The following is a 14,605-nucleotide window of genomic DNA, read 5'->3' as shown; positions in this document are numbered from 1 at the left end:
CGCGCCGCGCCGCAGGGCAGGCAGGCTGCAGCCGCCGGCAAGGCCGACGCCGCCCAGCGCCATCGACAGCAGCACGCGGCGGCGCCGGCTATCCGGCGGCGCGTTCACAGGTTTCCTTTCTTGAGCTGGTCCACGGCGAAATGCGCGGCCCTGGCAGTGAGCGCCATATACGTGAGCGAAGGATTCGCCGTTCCGCTCGAGGTCATGCAGGCGCCATCGGTGACGAAGACGTTCGGGGCACCCCATACCTGGTTGTGGCCGTTCAGCACCGAGGTGCGCGCATCGCGGCCCATGCGGGCCGTGCCCATTTCGTGGTTGCGCAGGCCCATGTTGTCGTGCGCCTCGTGCGCGGTGATGTTGGTGAAGCCCGCACGTTCGAACATCTCGCTGCCCGCGGCCAGCATGTCGCGGGTCATCGCATGCTCGTTGTCGCCGAAAGCGGCGTCGACCTCGAGCAAGGGCATGCCCCAGGCATCGCGCAGGCTCGGGCTCAGGCTGACCTTGTTGCTGTGGTAAGGCAGGCATTCGCCGATGCCGCGCATGCTGATCTGCCATGGACCGGGATCGCGCAAGGCTTCCTTGAGTTCCGGCCCCAGGCCCGGGGGCGTAGCACGCGGCGTGCGCGTGCTGCTGCCCTGGTAGGCGAAGCCGCGCAGGAAGGCGCTGCTGCGGTCGGACCCGAGATTGCGAAAGCGCGGCAGGTAGACGCCGCCGGGACGACGCCCCTGGTAGTACTGATCCTGGAACATCGGAATCTTGGCGCCGATCGTGGCATTGCAGTTATGGTCCATCGGGTTGTGTCCCAGCTCGCCGCTGTCATTGCCCATGCCCCGCGGGAAGCGGCTGGAGGTGGAGTTCAGCAGGATCAGCGTCGTGTTCAGGGTCGACGCATTGACGAACACGAGCTTCGCAAAATACTCGGTGCTTGCCCTGGTGTTCGCGTCGATGACGCGCACGCCCCTGGCCTTGCCGCTGGCCGGATCGACAATAATGGATTCCACCACCGAGTGCGGCCGGATGGTCAGCAGGCCGGTCCGGGCCGCCGCCGGCAGGGTCGCGCTATTGCTGCTGAAGTAGCCGCCGAATGGACAACCGCGCACGCACAGGTTGCGGTTCTGGCAGCTGCCGCGGCCGAGGTGCGGCACCGACAGGTTGGCCATGCGCGCGATGATCAGGTGGCGGTCTCCATAATGCCTGGCGAGCTGGCGCTTGAAGTGCTCCTCGGCCGGTGTCATCTGCAGTGGCGGCAGGAATTCGCCGTCCGGCACCTGGGACAGGCCATCGCGCGTGCCGCTGACGCCCACGAACCGCTCCACGTGGCTGTACCAGGGCGCGAGGTCGCGATAGCGGATTGGCCAATCGACGGCGATGCCTTCCCTGGCATTGGCTTCGAAATCCTGCTCGCTCCAGCGCTGGGTCCAGCGCCCCCAGGTCAGCGAGCGCCCGCCCAGCTGGTAGCCGCGGATCCAGTCGTAAGGGCGGGTTTGCACATACGGGTGTTCCTTGTCCTTGACGAAGAAGTGCTCGGTCGCTTCCTGGAAGGAGGCATGGCGGCTGGCGATCGGATTGTCCTCCCGCATCTTGCGGCTCAGCTGATTCCGGTTGGGCAGCTCCCACGGCGCGCTCAGCGCGGTCGGATAGTCCGCGATGTGTTCCACCGTCCGGCCGCGCTCGAGGACCAGGGTGCGCAAGCCCAGTTCGCACAACTCCTTCGCCGCGAAACCGCCGCTGATGCCCGAGCCGATCACGATGGCATCGTAGGTCTGGACATCGGCTGCCTTGATGTTGAGCGCCGGTGCGGCGGGAGAGGCTGGGATCGTGTTCATCAAACGCATGATATACTCGCATCGTCATGCTTGTCCCCATCGTATGAGACGACTCCTCGTCATTTTCCTGATCCTGCTGTTCCCGCTGAACGTCCTGGCCTTGTCGATTTCCGTGTCGACGGCGCAGCCCGATGGCGCGCACACGCATGCGAGCATGACCGGCATCGATGCCTTCCAGGGCAACGCCAACGCCGACATCGATCCCGACGAGCCGCCCTCGGTGGCCGACCTGCATGACCTCGTGCACCAGGACACCCGCCTGAACCTGGCCGGCCTGCGCGCCGCCGCGGTGCCGCAGCACGCCGCGCCGCCTTACCGCCTCTCCCTGCCGCCTCCCGACAAGCCACCCCGCCGCGCCTGACGCGGGAGCGTGGCTCCCCTCCTGTCGTCCGTCCGGTTCGCCCTGGACGGCGCCCGCGCGCGCCTGCCTGCCTCCGGACTTCTTCCGCCGACCATCGTCGGTGGACCCCGCTTCTTCACATTTATTAAGGCAAGCAAGATGGAATGGCTAATGGACCCCTCGATATGGGTGGGTTTGCTGACCCTGGTGTTCCTGGAAATCGTCCTGGGCATCGACAACCTGATTTTCATCGCGATCCTGGCGGACAAGCTGCCGCCGCACCAGCGCGACAAGGCCCGCCTGCTGGGCCTGTCCCTGGCCATGGCCATGCGCCTCGGCCTGCTGACGATCGTCTCCTGGCTGGTCACCCTGACCACGCCGCTGTTCTCGCTCGGTTCCTTCAGTTTCTCCGGGCGTGACCTGATTCTTCTTATCGGCGGCCTGTTCCTGCTGTTCAAGGCCACGGTCGAGCTGCACGAGCGCATCGAGGGCGTGGTCCACGTCCAGTCCGGCAACAAGGTGTATGCCGGCTTCGCCGCCGTGGTGGCCCAGATCGTCGTGCTCGACGCGGTGTTCTCGCTGGACGCGGTGATCACGGCGGTGGGCATGGTCGACGAACTGTGGGTCATGATGGCGGCCGTCGTCATCTCGATCGGCGTCATGATCCTGGCCTCGAAGCCGCTGACCCGCTTCGTCAACGCCCACCCGACCGTGGTGGTGCTGTGCCTGAGCTTCCTGTTGATGATCGGCCTGAGCCTGATCGCCGAGGGACTGGGCTTCCACATCCCGAAGGGCTACCTGTACGCGGCGATCGGCTTCTCGGTGCTGATCGAGACCTTCAACCAGTTCGCGCGCCGTAACTTCCTGAAGAACGAGGCGCGCCTGCCGTTCCGTGAGCGCACCGCCGACTCGGTCCTGCGCCTGCTCGGCAAGCCTCGCCATGCCCAGGAAGAGGTGCCGGACGAAGCGCGCGAGCCGGACGACAGTTTCGCCGTCGAGGAGCGCAACATGGTCAGCGGCGTGCTGACCCTGGCCGACCGCTCGATCCGCTCGATCATGACGCCGCGCGCCGAGATGTCCTGGGTGAACCTGGAACAGGACGCGGCCACCATCCTGCAGCAGCTGCAGGAAACCCCGCACAACCAGCTGCCGGTCTGCCGCGGCGACGTCGACCGGGTGGTGGGCGTGGCCCGGACCAAGGACCTGATCGGGGCGCTGCTGCTCCACGAGCGCATCGACGAGGCCGACCCGGCGCTGCTGCGCAAGCCGATCTACCTGCCCGACACCGCCGGCGTGCTGCGCGCCATGGACACGCTCAAGCGCGCCCGCGGCCAGCTGGTGCTGGTGGCCGACGAGTACGGCGTGGTCCAGGGCCTGTTGACGCCGATCGACCTGCTGGAAGCGATCGCCGGCGAGTTCCCGGACGAGGACGAGCAGCCGGCGATCCGCGCGCAGGGAGCGGGCCGCTGGGAGGCCGACGGCAGCGCCGACCTGCATCTGCTCGAGCAGGTGCTGGAGTCCGACCGCCTGGTCGACCCGGACGCCGACTACAGCTCGCTGGCCGGCTACCTGCTGGCGCGTTTCGAAACCCTGCCGGCCGCCGGCCAGGCGATCGAGACCGACGGGCTGCGCTTCGAGATCCTGGCTGTGGAAGACCGGCGCATCCTGCGCGTTGCGATCACGCGCCTGGACCTGCAGGCGCAGGACGCCGCGGGCTGACTCTTTATCTCATTTGTCATTGAAGGAAAACCCATGAAACGCATTGTGCTGTTCCTCGCCACTAACCTGGCCGTCGTGCTGGTCCTGAGCCTGAGCGCCAGCCTGCTCGGCGTCAACCGCTTCCTCACCGCCAACGGCCTGAATCTCCCCATGCTGCTGGCCTTCGCCGCGCTGATGGGCTTCGGCGGCGCCTTCATCTCGCTGTGGCTGTCCAAGCCGATCGCCAAATGGTCGACCAAGGCGCGCGTCATCGCCCAGCCGGCCAATGCCACCGAGGCCTGGCTGCTCAATACCGTGGGGGAGCAGGCGCGCAAGGCCGGCATCAAGATGCCGGAAGTGGCCGTGTACGAGGGCGAGCCGAACGCCTTCGCCACCGGCGCCACCCGCAACGGCTCGCTGGTCGCGGTGTCCACGGGCCTCCTGGCCTCGATGTCGCAGGAGGAGGTCGAAGCCGTGCTGGCGCACGAGGTGGCGCACATCGCCAACGGCGACATGGTCACGCTGACCCTGGTCCAGGGCGTGGTCAACACCTTCGTGGTGTTCCTGGCGCGGGTGGTCGGCTACGCCGTCGACCAGATGCTGCGCCGGAACGACAGCGAACAGTCGGGCCCGGGCATCGGCTACATGGTCACGGTGGTGGTGTGCGAGATCCTGTTCGGCATCCTGGCCAGCATCATCGTGATGTACTTCTCGCGCCAGCGCGAATTCCGCGCCGACCGCGGGGCTGCACAGATCCTGGGCCGCCCGCAGCCGATGATCGCGGCGCTGCGCCGCCTGGGCGGCCTGGCCGAAGGGGAGCTGCCGAAGAACATGGCGGCCTTCGGCATTTCCGGCAAGGGCGCGCTGTCGCTGTTCTCCAGCCACCCGCCGATCGAGGCGCGCATCGCGGCATTGCAGGCGCAATGACCGGCCCAGCCGCGGGGAGCGCGCTGTCGGCGGTGCTGCAGCGCCTGGCCGAGGAGGAGGGCGAGCGGATCTCGATCGGCGACCTGCTCGCGGCCCTGGGCGACCGCGCGCTCGGCGCCCTGCTGTTCGTGTTCGCCTTTCCCAACGCGCTGCCGGCGCTGCCCGGCACCTCGGCCATCCTGGGCCTGCCGCTGGTGTTCCTGGCGGCGCAGCTGGCGTTCGGGCGCCAGCCCTGGCTGCCGCGCTTCATCGCGGCGCGTTCGATACCGCGCCCGGCCTTCCGCGCGCTGGTAGGGCGCATGCACCCCTGGCTGCAGCGCGCCGAGCGCCTGCTGCGGCCACGCGCCGGCGCGCTGGCGCTGCCGCCGATGGAATACCTGGTGGGCGCGGTGTGCCTGGTGCTGGCCGTGGTCGTGCTGCTGCCGATCCCGATGGGGAACATGCTGCCGGCTTTTTCGATCAGCCTGCTGGCGCTCGGCATTCTCGAACGCGACGGCTACTGGATCCTGGCCGGCCTGGCCGCGGCCCTGGCATCCGCCGCGCTGGTGTCGGGCGTGGTGATCGTGTTCGTCAAGATGGCGCTGTACGCGGTGGCGGCCTGGCTGCCTTAGGCGCCAGGACTGCCGTCAGCGTGCGGGACGGGGATGCCGGCGGCGGTCGCGCTGGCGGAAGTGTTCGGGAGAGCACAGCACGCGCAGGGCCACCCGGCGCGGCACCCCGACCTGTTCCATGAACAGCAGGGCGGGGTGGACGCCGTAGCGCGCGCATAATTTCAGGCCCTCGTCGACCTGGCCAGCCGTCACCAGGTCACTGCGTGCATCGTTCCTGCTCTGCTCTGCCATGCGTTCCTCCATGCGAGCGAAGGATGCTAGCAGAGCTGTAAATGCACTTAAAGTAAATTCTTAAGACTTTGCATTAAGTTGATGTTTTAGTGGCTAAACAGCAAAAATTGCCGGTTTGGTATTGCAGACCGGACTTCGAGCTGCTCAGCCAACCATGCGGTTGAACAGCTCGCGCGCGGCCAGGCCGCCGCCACCGATGAGCAGGCTGAAATACAGGATGGTGACGACGTTGCTGACGTGACCCAGCAGTACGCTGACGCCGTCGCGCTGCAGCAGGCCGATCGCCAGGAACAGCAGGGCGACCGCGGGGAAAGTGTTGCTGAACGGGATCAGGCCGAAGGGCATCATCAGCAGCACGGCGCCCAAGATCAGGCCGGCGTTGTTGAGATGCTCGATCGAGCCATTCGCCACCAGCCACTGGATACGATTCGGCTTGCACACCCGTTCGATCCGGTACAGCCAGGGCAGCGCCTTGCGCAGCGCCGGGCGCAGCTTGCTGGTGGAGATCAGTCGGTGCTTCAGCTTTGCCGGGACCCAGAGTTCGCGGCCGAACAGGCGGCTGACGCCGATCAGGAGGATCGCGGCGCCGAACACGGTGCTCACCCCCGGAATCGACACCGGGATCAGGAAGACCAGGGTGAGCAGGGCGGTCAGGATCAGCAGGCCTTCGTTGCCGACACGGCGGATCAGTTCGCTCAGGGTGATGCCGCCGGGCGGCAGGGAGCGGACCATGCCGCGCAGTTTCTTGAAGACCGGTTCAGCTTGCATGGGTTCTTTCATCGTGCTTCTCATGGTTCCTGGCGGGAAGGCAAGAGTATAGTGCAGGAGCGCATGCTTCCGCCGCTGAATGGCAAGTGCGCGCAGCCCACAGGCCGCTGTCCGTTCCCGTTCAGCCGCGCCGCGCAGCCTCGATCGCCGCCACGTCGATCTTGCGCATCGTCATCATCGCCTCGAACACGCGCTTCGCCACGGCCGGGTCGGGGTCGGCGATGCCTTCGCTGAGCACGCGCGGCGTGATCTGCCAGGACAGGCCCCACTTGTCCTTGCACCAGCCGCAGGCGCTTTCCTGGCCGCCGTTGCCGACGATGGCGTTCCACAGGCGGTCGGTTTCTTCCTGGTCATCGGTCGCGATCTGGAAGGAAAAGGCTTCGGTATGGGAGAAGACCGGGCCGCCGTTCAGGCCGATGCAGGGGATGCCGGCCACGGTGAAGGCGACGGTCAGGACGTCGCCTTGCTTGCCGGCCGGATAGTCACTCGGTGCGCGGAACACCTCGCCGAGCGCGCTGTCGGGAATGGTCGCCGCGTAGAACTGCGCCGCTTCCAGCGCGGTTCCGTTGAACCAGAGGCAAATCGTGTTCTTGCTGACCATGGCATGTCTCCCATCGTAGGCACATCGTTCGGAATATCGCGCGCCAGCATAACGCAATCGCGCGCGCCTTCCTCGCTTGCCACGGTCTCCCTTACGGAAGATCAGTCCAGGTCGGAAGCGTCGTGACGCTCGGGAACCTGCTCCTCCGGATTGCCACGAACCCGGTTGACCTTGCGGCCACGGACGACGGCCGGGCGCGCGGCGATCTCGTCGGCCCAGCGGCGCACGTGCCGGTACTCGTGCACCGAGAGGAATTCGCCGGCATCGTACAGCTCGCCGCGCACCATGCCGCCGTACCACGGCCAGATCGCCATGTCGGCGATCGTGTACTCGTTGCCGGCCACAAACTGCTTGTTGGCCAGCTCGCGCTCGAGCACGTCGAGCTGGCGCTTGGTCTCCATCGCATAGCGGTCGATCGGATACTGCAGTTTTTCCGGCGCGTAGGCATAGAAGTGGCCGAAGCCGCCGCCCACGAAGGGCGCCGACCCCATCTGCCAGAACAGCCAGTTCATGGTCTCGGCGCGCGCCGGACCATCTTTTGGCAGGAAGGCGCCGAACTTCTCGGCCAGGTAGACCAGGATCGAGCCGGATTCGAACACGCGCACCGGCTGTTCGGCGCTGCGGTCGACCAGGGCCGGGATCTTGGAATTCGGGTTGATCTCGACGAAGCCGCTCGAGAACTGGGCGCCCTCGTTGATCTTGATGAGCCAGGCGTCGTACTCGGCGCCGCTGTGGCCGAGGGCCAGCAGCTCTTCCAGCATGATGGTCACCTTCACGCCATTGGGCGTGGCCAGCGAGTACAGCTGCAGCGGGTGCTTGCCGACCGGCAGTGCGGCCTCGTGGGTCGGGCCGGCGACCGGGCGGTTGATGTTGGCGAAGGTGCCGCCGCTGGAAGCGGGCGGGGTCCAGACTGTGGGTGGGACGTACTGGTCGGTCATCGGGCGCTCCTTGGGAATCTGGTCAAAGTAGCCATTCTAGCCGCGGCATGCCGGACCTGCCCAAACCATGAGAAACCATGAGGGTCAGAAACCATGAGGGTCAGGTCTGACATTCGGACACGAGCTCGAGCGTTACTCCGATGTTGTATTGCTCAGTCCGTGTCTGAATGTCAGACCTGACCCTCGACTTTAAAAAAAGAAAACCCCGCCGGGGCGGGGTTTCGGTTGGGGCGGGCAGGGCTCAGATGTAAGCCGCCAGCGCGCCTTTCATCTTCTTCAGCGCAGCCGATTCGATCTGGCGGATACGCTCGGCCGACACGCCGAATTCTTCGGCCAGCGTGTGCAGCGTGGCACCCGAACCGTCGTCGTTGGCCAGCCAGCGCGCTTCGACGATGCGGCGCGAACGCGGGTCCAGCTTCGACAGTGCGGTCTCCAGTCCTTCGGACTGCAGGCGGTCGCGCTGCTCGGATTCCAGCACGCGGGTCGGCTCCTGCTGCTCCGACGACAGGTAGGCGATCGGGGCGAACTTGTCGTCTTCGTCGTCGGTTGGCGATTCGAGGGCGATGTCGCGGCCCGACAGGCGGGTTTCCATCTCGATCACTTCTTCACGCTTGACGTCGAGCATCTTCGCCAGCTCGTCGACCTGGCTCGGGGTCATGGTGTCCAGGCCCTGCTTGTTGCTGCGCAGGTTGAAGAACAGCTTGCGCTGGGCCTTGGTCGTCGCGACCTTCACCAGACGCCAGTTCTTCAAAATGTATTCGTGCATCTCGGCCTTGATCCAGTGCATCGCGTACGAGACCAGACGCACGCCCTGGTTCGGGTCGAAGCGCTTGACCGCTTTCATGAGGCCGATATTGCCTTCCTGGATCAGGTCGGCGTGCGGCAGGCCATAGCCGAGGTAGCCGCGCGCGATCGACACGACCAGGCGCAGGTGCGACAGCACCAGCTTCTGTGCAGCGTCCAGGTCATTCTTTTCCCGGAGCGACTTCGCCAGCGATACCTCTTCCTCGTGAGTCAGCATCGGCAGGCGGTTGACGGCAGAAATGTAGGCATCGATGTTGCCCAGATTGCCAGAGAAACCCAGTCCCAGAGCACGACTGCCGGCCGGAACCAATGCGGATTGTGCGGACATTTTCAATTTCCTCGTAGTAGACTTACTGCATCCCAATGTGCCACCGACCCATGCCGTGTGACACCAGCGTTACTGCTTGTTACTTGGATGCTTTCCTTGATTTCGCTGTATTCGAGACATATATTAGCACTCTCCATGTATGAGTGCTAGGCAGGCCATCGATTTATCGAAATCGATTAAGTTTGGCTAAAGTATTGCTCGTGGGAATCAAAATCGCGCCGCCTTAACTGTAGTGCAGGCGACCCCAATTCAGTTGATTTAGCTCAAAAGTGAGCAAAAACCCGCTGGAAAACGTGTTAGAGACAGGTTAAAGGCCTGAGAAGCGGCCTTCTGTTGGATGGCGCACATTCGTCAAAGCCGGCCTGTAGGAATAGCGCTCGTGTGAACGTAGGGTGGGGCGGGTCAGCAGTTTGAAGCAGGGCCAAGATTGGGCGCGCCGCCGGCTCGAACGGCCCGCGCGCCCAGTGGAGTCTGCCTTATTGCACGCGCGCCAGGTGGCGCTGCACCGACAGCATCGCGCCGATCAGGCCGAGGCCCGCGCTGATCGCGAGGACGCCGGCGGTTTCCAGTGCGCCGAGCGGCGCCAGCTGGAATTCCGACGCATACAATCTTGCAAAGTCCGCAATCGCGCCGTTCAGCGGCTGCAGGGCCAGCACCACGGCGCCGAGCGCCACCGCGCCCGCGCACAGGCCGAGCAGGCCGCCGGTATAGTAGAAGGGGCGGTGGATGAAGTTGTCCGTGGCGCCCAGCAGCTTCGACACGTTGATTTCCTCCTTCTGCGTCAGCACCTGCAGGCGGATGGTGTTGAACACCACCGCGATCACCACGATGCCGAGCGTGACCGCCAGCAGCAGCAGGGCCAGGCGCAGGATGGCCAGCATGGCGGCCAGGCGCTTCACCCAGGCCGAATCGACCTGCACTACATCCACGCCGGGCAGGGCGCGCAGCTGTTCGGTGATCGCGTCGACCTGGCTTGCTGCGCTGCTGCCGCTAAGTCGCAGCTTGAAGCTGTCCGGCAGCGGGTTTTCGCCCAGCGTGTCGATCACGTCGCCCAGGCCGCTCCCGGCCTTCATCGCGGCCAGCGCTTGCTCGCGCGGGATGAAGTCGATGTCGGTCTTGCCGCCGCCGGCCGCGATCGCGCGAATGCGCGGCTGCAGGGCGGTCGCTTCCTCGCGTGTCGCCTCGAGTTTCATGAAGACGCTGATCTCCGGGTCGACCGAGAGCTGTTCGGACAGCGGACGCACGTTGTCGAGCAGGGTGATGCCGGCGATCGGCAGCATCAGGGCGAAGGCGACGACGAGCACGTTGAACAGGAAGCTGCCCGGCGATTTGCGCACCGTGGACAGGGCCGCCCCCAAGGCGAAGCGGTGCTGGCGGATCCAGGGGCTCATGCGGCGTCTCCCACCAGTTGGCCATGCTCGAGACGGATCACGCGTGCCGCCGCACTGTCGAGCACCTGATCGTCGTGGGTCGAGATCACGCAGGTCACGCCGACGGCGTTGAAGGCGCGCAGCGCGTCGAGCACCTTGTCGGCCGCCACGCGGTCGAGGTTGGCGGTCGGCTCGTCCGCCAGGATGATCTGCGGGCGGTTGACGATGGCGCGCGCCACCGCCACGCGCTGCTGCTCGCCGCCGGACAGTTCCAGCGGCATCGCCCTGGCGCGTTCGAGCAGGCCCACCTTGTCGAGGGCGGCCCGGGCGCGCTGCTCGGCCTGCGCCTTGGGGGCGCCGGTGACGAGCAGGGGCAGCATGACGTTGCCGAGGATGTTGCGGTCGTTGAGCAGGCGCTGGTGCTGGAAGATCAGGCCCAGGTTACGGCGCAGGAAAGGAATGCCGGCCCGCTTGAGGCGGCCGATGTCCTGGCCGTTGACGGTGACCACGCCGCTGCTGGGCCGCTCGACGGCGGCCACCATCTTCATCAGGGTCGACTTGCCCGCGCCGGACGGGCCGGCCAGGTAGACCAGCTCGCCCTTGCCGATATTGAGGGAGACGTCGCGCAGCGCGTAAGCGTCAGGGGAATATTGTTTGGAGACGGACTGGAATTCGATCATCGATGGTCCGTTCCTTCAACCCAGCAGCGCTTCGACGAATTCTTCGGCGTTGAACGGCTGCAGGTCGTCCAGCTTTTCGCCCACGCCGATGAAGTACACCGGCACCGGGCGGGTACGCGCGATCGCGGCCAGCACGCCGCCCTTGGCGGTGCCGTCCAGCTTGGTGATCACCAGGCCGGTCAGCTGCAGGGCGTCGTCGAAAGCCTTGACCTGGGCCAGCGCGTTCTGGCCGGTGTTGCCGTCGATGACCAAGAGGGTCTCGTGCGGGGCGCCGTCCATGCCCTTGCCGATGACGCGCTTGATCTTCTTGAGTTCTTCCATCAGGTGCAGCTGGGTCGGCAGGCGGCCGGCGGTGTCGACCATGACCACGTCGGTGCCGCGCGCCTTGCCCGACTGGACCGCGTCGAAAGCGACGGCGGCCGGGTCGCCCGAGGCCTGCGAGATCACGGTGACGTTGTTGCGCTGGCCCCAGACCATCAGCTGCTCGCGCGCGGCGGCGCGGAAGGTGTCGCCCGCGGCCAGCAGCACCGACTGGTCGAAGCGCTGCATGTGCTTGGCCAGCTTGCCGATGGTGGTGGTCTTGCCGGCGCCGTTCACGCCCGAGATCATCATCACCAGCGGTTCGTGGCGGCCCAGTTCGAGGGGCTTCTGCAGCGGCGCCAGCAGCTCGATCATGAGTTCCTTGAGCGCGGCCTTGACCTGGGCGGCGTCGAGCAGCTTGTCTTCCTTGACCTTGCGGCGCAGGGCGCCCAGCAGGTGCTCGGTGGCGTCCATGCCGGCATCGGACATCAGCAGCGCCGCTTCGAGCTCCTCGTACAGGTCCTCGTCGATGCGCGCACCGACGAACAGCAGCGACAGGTTGCTCGAGGTCTTGGACAGGCCGGCCTTCAGGCGCGCCATCCAGGATGTCTTCTGTTCCGCGGCGCTGGTCGGGCGTTCCGCGGTTTCCGGGAACAGTTCGCCGAGATCGGCTGCGACGGGCGGGGCGGCCGGCGCAGCCGGCGCAGCCGGCGCGATAGCGGGCGCGGCGACTGGTGCCGGCGGCGGGCTGACCGGTGCGTCCAGTGCACCCGGCACGAACATCGGCGCCGCTGCGGGCGCCGCCTGGTCCGGCGTCGAGACCTCGGTTTCAGGCTTCTTTCTCTTGAAGAAACTAAACATAAATGGGGGCGATTCCTGCGCACGATGCCGGCTGGCGCCGGCGATGAAAAAAGTAGCGAATATTTTACCAGAGCAGCAAGACGCCACCCGGAATGGCAGGTATCGACGCTAGAAGATGCGTGGAAGGAACTCTTTGTTGTGTTATTGCTGAAACCGACTGGTTACTCAACAGTGCGCGTCTGGAAAACGACAGCGACTTGCGTTAAATTGAACAGAGAGAGAAAACCACAAAATACAACGGGGCACACCGTGAAAATTACCAATTTTCTGAAGCGCCTCATCTATGGCGACAACGCCACGGATGGCAGCGCCGCGAACATGCGCAACATTATCGTGTGGGCGTTCATCGCCCTCGTCGCATTGTTCCTGACCAACCCGGAACAGGTCAGTTTCTTCGACCAGCCGATTCCGCTGCCGGCCGAGCTGGGCTTGGGGCAGTAGGGCGGTGGTCGGCAAGCCGACCACCGTACGACATCAACGGCCGGCCTTGGCCGCTTCCGCCGTCTTGCGAATCGTCTCGAGCGTCGCGTTCGGCGTAATCAGATTGCCGTCGTAGCGCAGCTCGATCACCGCCGGCAGCTTGCGTTCGTTCGCATGCGCCAGCGCGCGCTGCAGGGCGGGCGCGAATTCCTCGGTCTTCTCGACCACCTCGCCGTGGCCGCCGTAGGCGCGCGCCAGCGCGGCGAAATCCGGATTGTGCAGGCTGGTACCCGACACGCGGCCCGGGTAGTCGCGCTCCTGGTGCATGCGGATGGTGCCGAACATGCTGTTGTTGAACACCAGGATGATCACGCCGGCGCCGTACTGCACCGCGGTGGCCAGTTCCTGCCCCGTCATCATGAATTCCCCGTCGCCGGCGAAGGTGACCACCGTGCGCTGCGGATCGATGATCTTGGCCGCCACGCCGGCCGGCACCGCATAGCCCATCGCGCCGTTGGTCGGCGCGAGCTGGGTGCGCTTGCCGCCGTAGCGGTAGAAGCGGTGCGCCCAGGTCGCGTAGTTGCCGGCGCCGTTGGTGATGATGGTGTCGCGCGGGCTTTGGCGCATGAGTTCCTGCACCACTTGCCACAGGTCGAGCGGCGCAGCGCCGTCGCGGAAGATCGGCGGCTGCGCCTGCCAGGCGGTCAGGTCGGCCCTGGCTTCTTCCACTGTGTTAGCCCAGGCCGAGGAATCCACCGGCTCCATCGCGGCCAGCATCGCGCACACCTGCGGAGCGCCGCTGGCGATCATCAGGTCGGCCTGGTAGACGCTGCCCAGCTCTTCCGGATCCGCGTGGATGTGGACCAGGCGCTGGCGCGGCACGGGCGAGGACAGCAGCGAATAGCCGCTGGTGGTCATCTCGCCCAGGCGCGGGCCGATGGCGATCACCAGGTCGGCTTCCTTCACGCGCGCCGCCAGTTTCGGGTTGATGCCGATGCCGACGTCGCCCACGTAGTTCGGGTGGGCGTTGTCCATCAGGTCCTGGAAGCGGAAGGTGCAGCCGACCGGCAGCCGGTTGGCTTCGGCGAAGCGGGCCAGGTCGGCGCAGGCCTGGTCGGACCAGGAGCCGCCGCCGAGCAGCACGATCGGGCGCTGGCTTTCGGCCAGCATGGAACGCAGCTGGGCGACCTGTTCCGTCGACGGTGCTGCCTGCACCGGCTGGTAGCGGCGCGCATCCGGCACTTCCGCTTTGTTGACCAGCATGTCTTCCGGCAGGGCCAGCACCACCGGGCCGGGGCGGCCGCTGGTGGCGACCTGGAAGGCGCGCGCGATGTATTCGGGGATGCGGTCGGCGCGGTCGATCTGGGTGACCCACTTGGCCATCTGGCCGAACATGCGACGGTAGTCGATTTCCTGGAAGGCTTCGCGGTCGATGAAGTCGCCGCCGACCTGGCCGATGAACAGGATCATCGGGGTCGAGTCCTGGTAGGCGGTGTGCACGCCGATCGAGGCGTTGGTGGCGCCGGGTCCGCGGGTGACGAAGCAGATCCCCGGCTTGCCGGTCATCTTGCCGTAGGCCTCCGCCATGAACGCCGCGCCGCCTTCCTGCCGGTTGATCACGAAGCGGATGTCCGAATCGTGCAGTGCGTCCAGCACGTCGAGGTAGCTTTCGCCGGGCACGCCGAAGGCGGTGTCCACGCCATGGGTATGGAGCGCATCGACCAGGATCTGGCCGCCGGTGCGGGAAGGGTGGGTCATGGTTGGGTCTCGTCCTTGATGGTTTTGCTATCCAAACATTCTATGTGGATGAGGTGGGGAAGGATTTTGAAATGGCGACACGAAATTTCAGAAAACGTGGTCACTTGGCGATAGGTTGCGCGAGCCCAATCGGTTACAATGCCC

Annotated in this window: 15 protein-coding genes; 5 read left to right on the top strand and 10 right to left on the bottom strand. The window is 65.9% G+C overall.

Annotated elements, in window-relative coordinates:
- Positions 1-104: 104 nt before the first annotated feature.
- Entirely contained in the window at positions 105-1,826 is a 1,722-nt protein-coding gene (locus B2R83_RS13510; RefSeq protein ID WP_292042146.1) for a GMC oxidoreductase, read from the bottom strand.
- Between the two features lie 43 nt (positions 1,827-1,869).
- On the opposite strand from B2R83_RS13510, the gene B2R83_RS13505 reads away from it, so the two are divergent.
- The 4 genes from B2R83_RS13505 to B2R83_RS13490 all read left to right on the top strand — a co-directional run bounded on the left by B2R83_RS13505 (position 1,870) and on the right by B2R83_RS13490 (position 5,402).
- On the top strand, positions 1,870-2,187 hold the full coding sequence (locus B2R83_RS13505; protein ID WP_292042144.1) for a hypothetical protein: 318 nt from the start codon (positions 1,870-1,872) through the stop codon (positions 2,185-2,187).
- 138 nt (positions 2,188-2,325) lie between these two features.
- Positions 2,326-3,885, top strand: a complete 1,560-nt coding sequence (locus B2R83_RS13500; RefSeq protein ID WP_292042142.1) for a TerC family protein — start codon at positions 2,326-2,328, stop codon at positions 3,883-3,885.
- Positions 3,886-3,918: 33 nt separating this feature from the next.
- Entirely contained in the window at positions 3,919-4,791 is an 873-nt protein-coding gene (gene htpX / locus B2R83_RS13495) for a protease HtpX (protein ID WP_209587878.1), read from the top strand.
- The gene (locus tag B2R83_RS13490) at positions 4,788-5,402 is read left to right on the top strand and encodes an exopolysaccharide biosynthesis protein (RefSeq protein WP_292042140.1); all 615 of its coding nucleotides are present in this window, start codon (positions 4,788-4,790) and stop codon (positions 5,400-5,402) included. The genes htpX and B2R83_RS13490 overlap by 4 nt, the downstream gene beginning before the upstream one ends.
- A gap of 15 nt (positions 5,403-5,417) precedes the next feature.
- Here the strand turns inward: B2R83_RS13490 and B2R83_RS13485 are convergent, their stop codons facing one another.
- The 8 genes from B2R83_RS13485 to ftsY form a co-directional block, all read right to left on the bottom strand.
- Complete coding sequence (locus tag B2R83_RS13485) at positions 5,418-5,633, bottom strand: hypothetical protein (protein ID WP_292042138.1); 216 nt, start codon at positions 5,631-5,633, stop codon at positions 5,418-5,420.
- 144 nt (positions 5,634-5,777) lie between these two features.
- Positions 5,778-6,413 carry an exopolysaccharide biosynthesis protein gene (locus B2R83_RS13480; RefSeq protein ID WP_292042136.1) on the bottom strand — a complete coding sequence of 212 codons (636 nt, stop codon included), beginning with the start codon at positions 6,411-6,413 and terminating at the stop codon, positions 5,778-5,780.
- A 109-nt stretch (positions 6,414-6,522) separates the two neighbouring features.
- Complete coding sequence (locus tag B2R83_RS13475; protein WP_292042134.1) at positions 6,523-7,002, bottom strand: VOC family protein; 480 nt, start codon at positions 7,000-7,002, stop codon at positions 6,523-6,525.
- Between the two features lie 101 nt (positions 7,003-7,103).
- On the bottom strand, positions 7,104-7,940 hold the full coding sequence (gene yghU / locus B2R83_RS13470; RefSeq protein ID WP_292042132.1) for a glutathione-dependent disulfide-bond oxidoreductase: 837 nt from the start codon (positions 7,938-7,940) through the stop codon (positions 7,104-7,106).
- A 241-nt stretch (positions 7,941-8,181) separates the two neighbouring features.
- Complete coding sequence (rpoH, locus tag B2R83_RS13465) at positions 8,182-9,072, bottom strand: RNA polymerase sigma factor RpoH (protein ID WP_209587884.1); 891 nt, start codon at positions 9,070-9,072, stop codon at positions 8,182-8,184.
- A gap of 476 nt (positions 9,073-9,548) precedes the next feature.
- Positions 9,549-10,463: a permease-like cell division protein FtsX gene (gene ftsX, locus B2R83_RS13460; protein ID WP_292042129.1), complete on the bottom strand. Its 915-nt coding sequence runs from the start codon at positions 10,461-10,463 to the stop codon at positions 9,549-9,551.
- Positions 10,460-11,122: a cell division ATP-binding protein FtsE gene (locus B2R83_RS13455; protein WP_036210808.1), complete on the bottom strand. Its 663-nt coding sequence runs from the start codon at positions 11,120-11,122 to the stop codon at positions 10,460-10,462. Before B2R83_RS13455 ends, ftsX begins: the two co-directional genes overlap by 4 nt.
- A gap of 15 nt (positions 11,123-11,137) precedes the next feature.
- Entirely contained in the window at positions 11,138-12,283 is a 1,146-nt protein-coding gene (ftsY, locus tag B2R83_RS13450; RefSeq protein ID WP_292042128.1) for a signal recognition particle-docking protein FtsY, read from the bottom strand.
- Between the two features lie 24 nt (positions 12,284-12,307).
- Between ftsY and B2R83_RS13445 the strand changes: the two genes are divergently transcribed.
- Positions 12,308-12,724, top strand: coding sequence for a hypothetical protein (locus tag B2R83_RS13445; protein ID WP_209587887.1), 417 nt, complete (start codon positions 12,308-12,310; stop codon positions 12,722-12,724).
- 33 nt (positions 12,725-12,757) lie between these two features.
- Here B2R83_RS13445 and B2R83_RS13440 read toward each other — a convergent pair whose 3' ends face one another.
- Positions 12,758-14,461 carry a thiamine pyrophosphate-binding protein gene (locus tag B2R83_RS13440; RefSeq protein WP_292042124.1) on the bottom strand — a complete coding sequence of 568 codons (1,704 nt, stop codon included), beginning with the start codon at positions 14,459-14,461 and terminating at the stop codon, positions 12,758-12,760.
- Positions 14,462-14,605: the final 144 nt, after the last annotated feature.

Source organism: Massilia sp. UBA6681 (assembly GCF_002454935.1).
Lineage (GTDB): Bacteria > Pseudomonadota > Gammaproteobacteria > Burkholderiales > Burkholderiaceae_D > Telluria > Telluria varians.
Note: the sequence above shows the minus strand (reverse complement) of the source record. Positions and strands in the feature narration are given on the sequence as shown.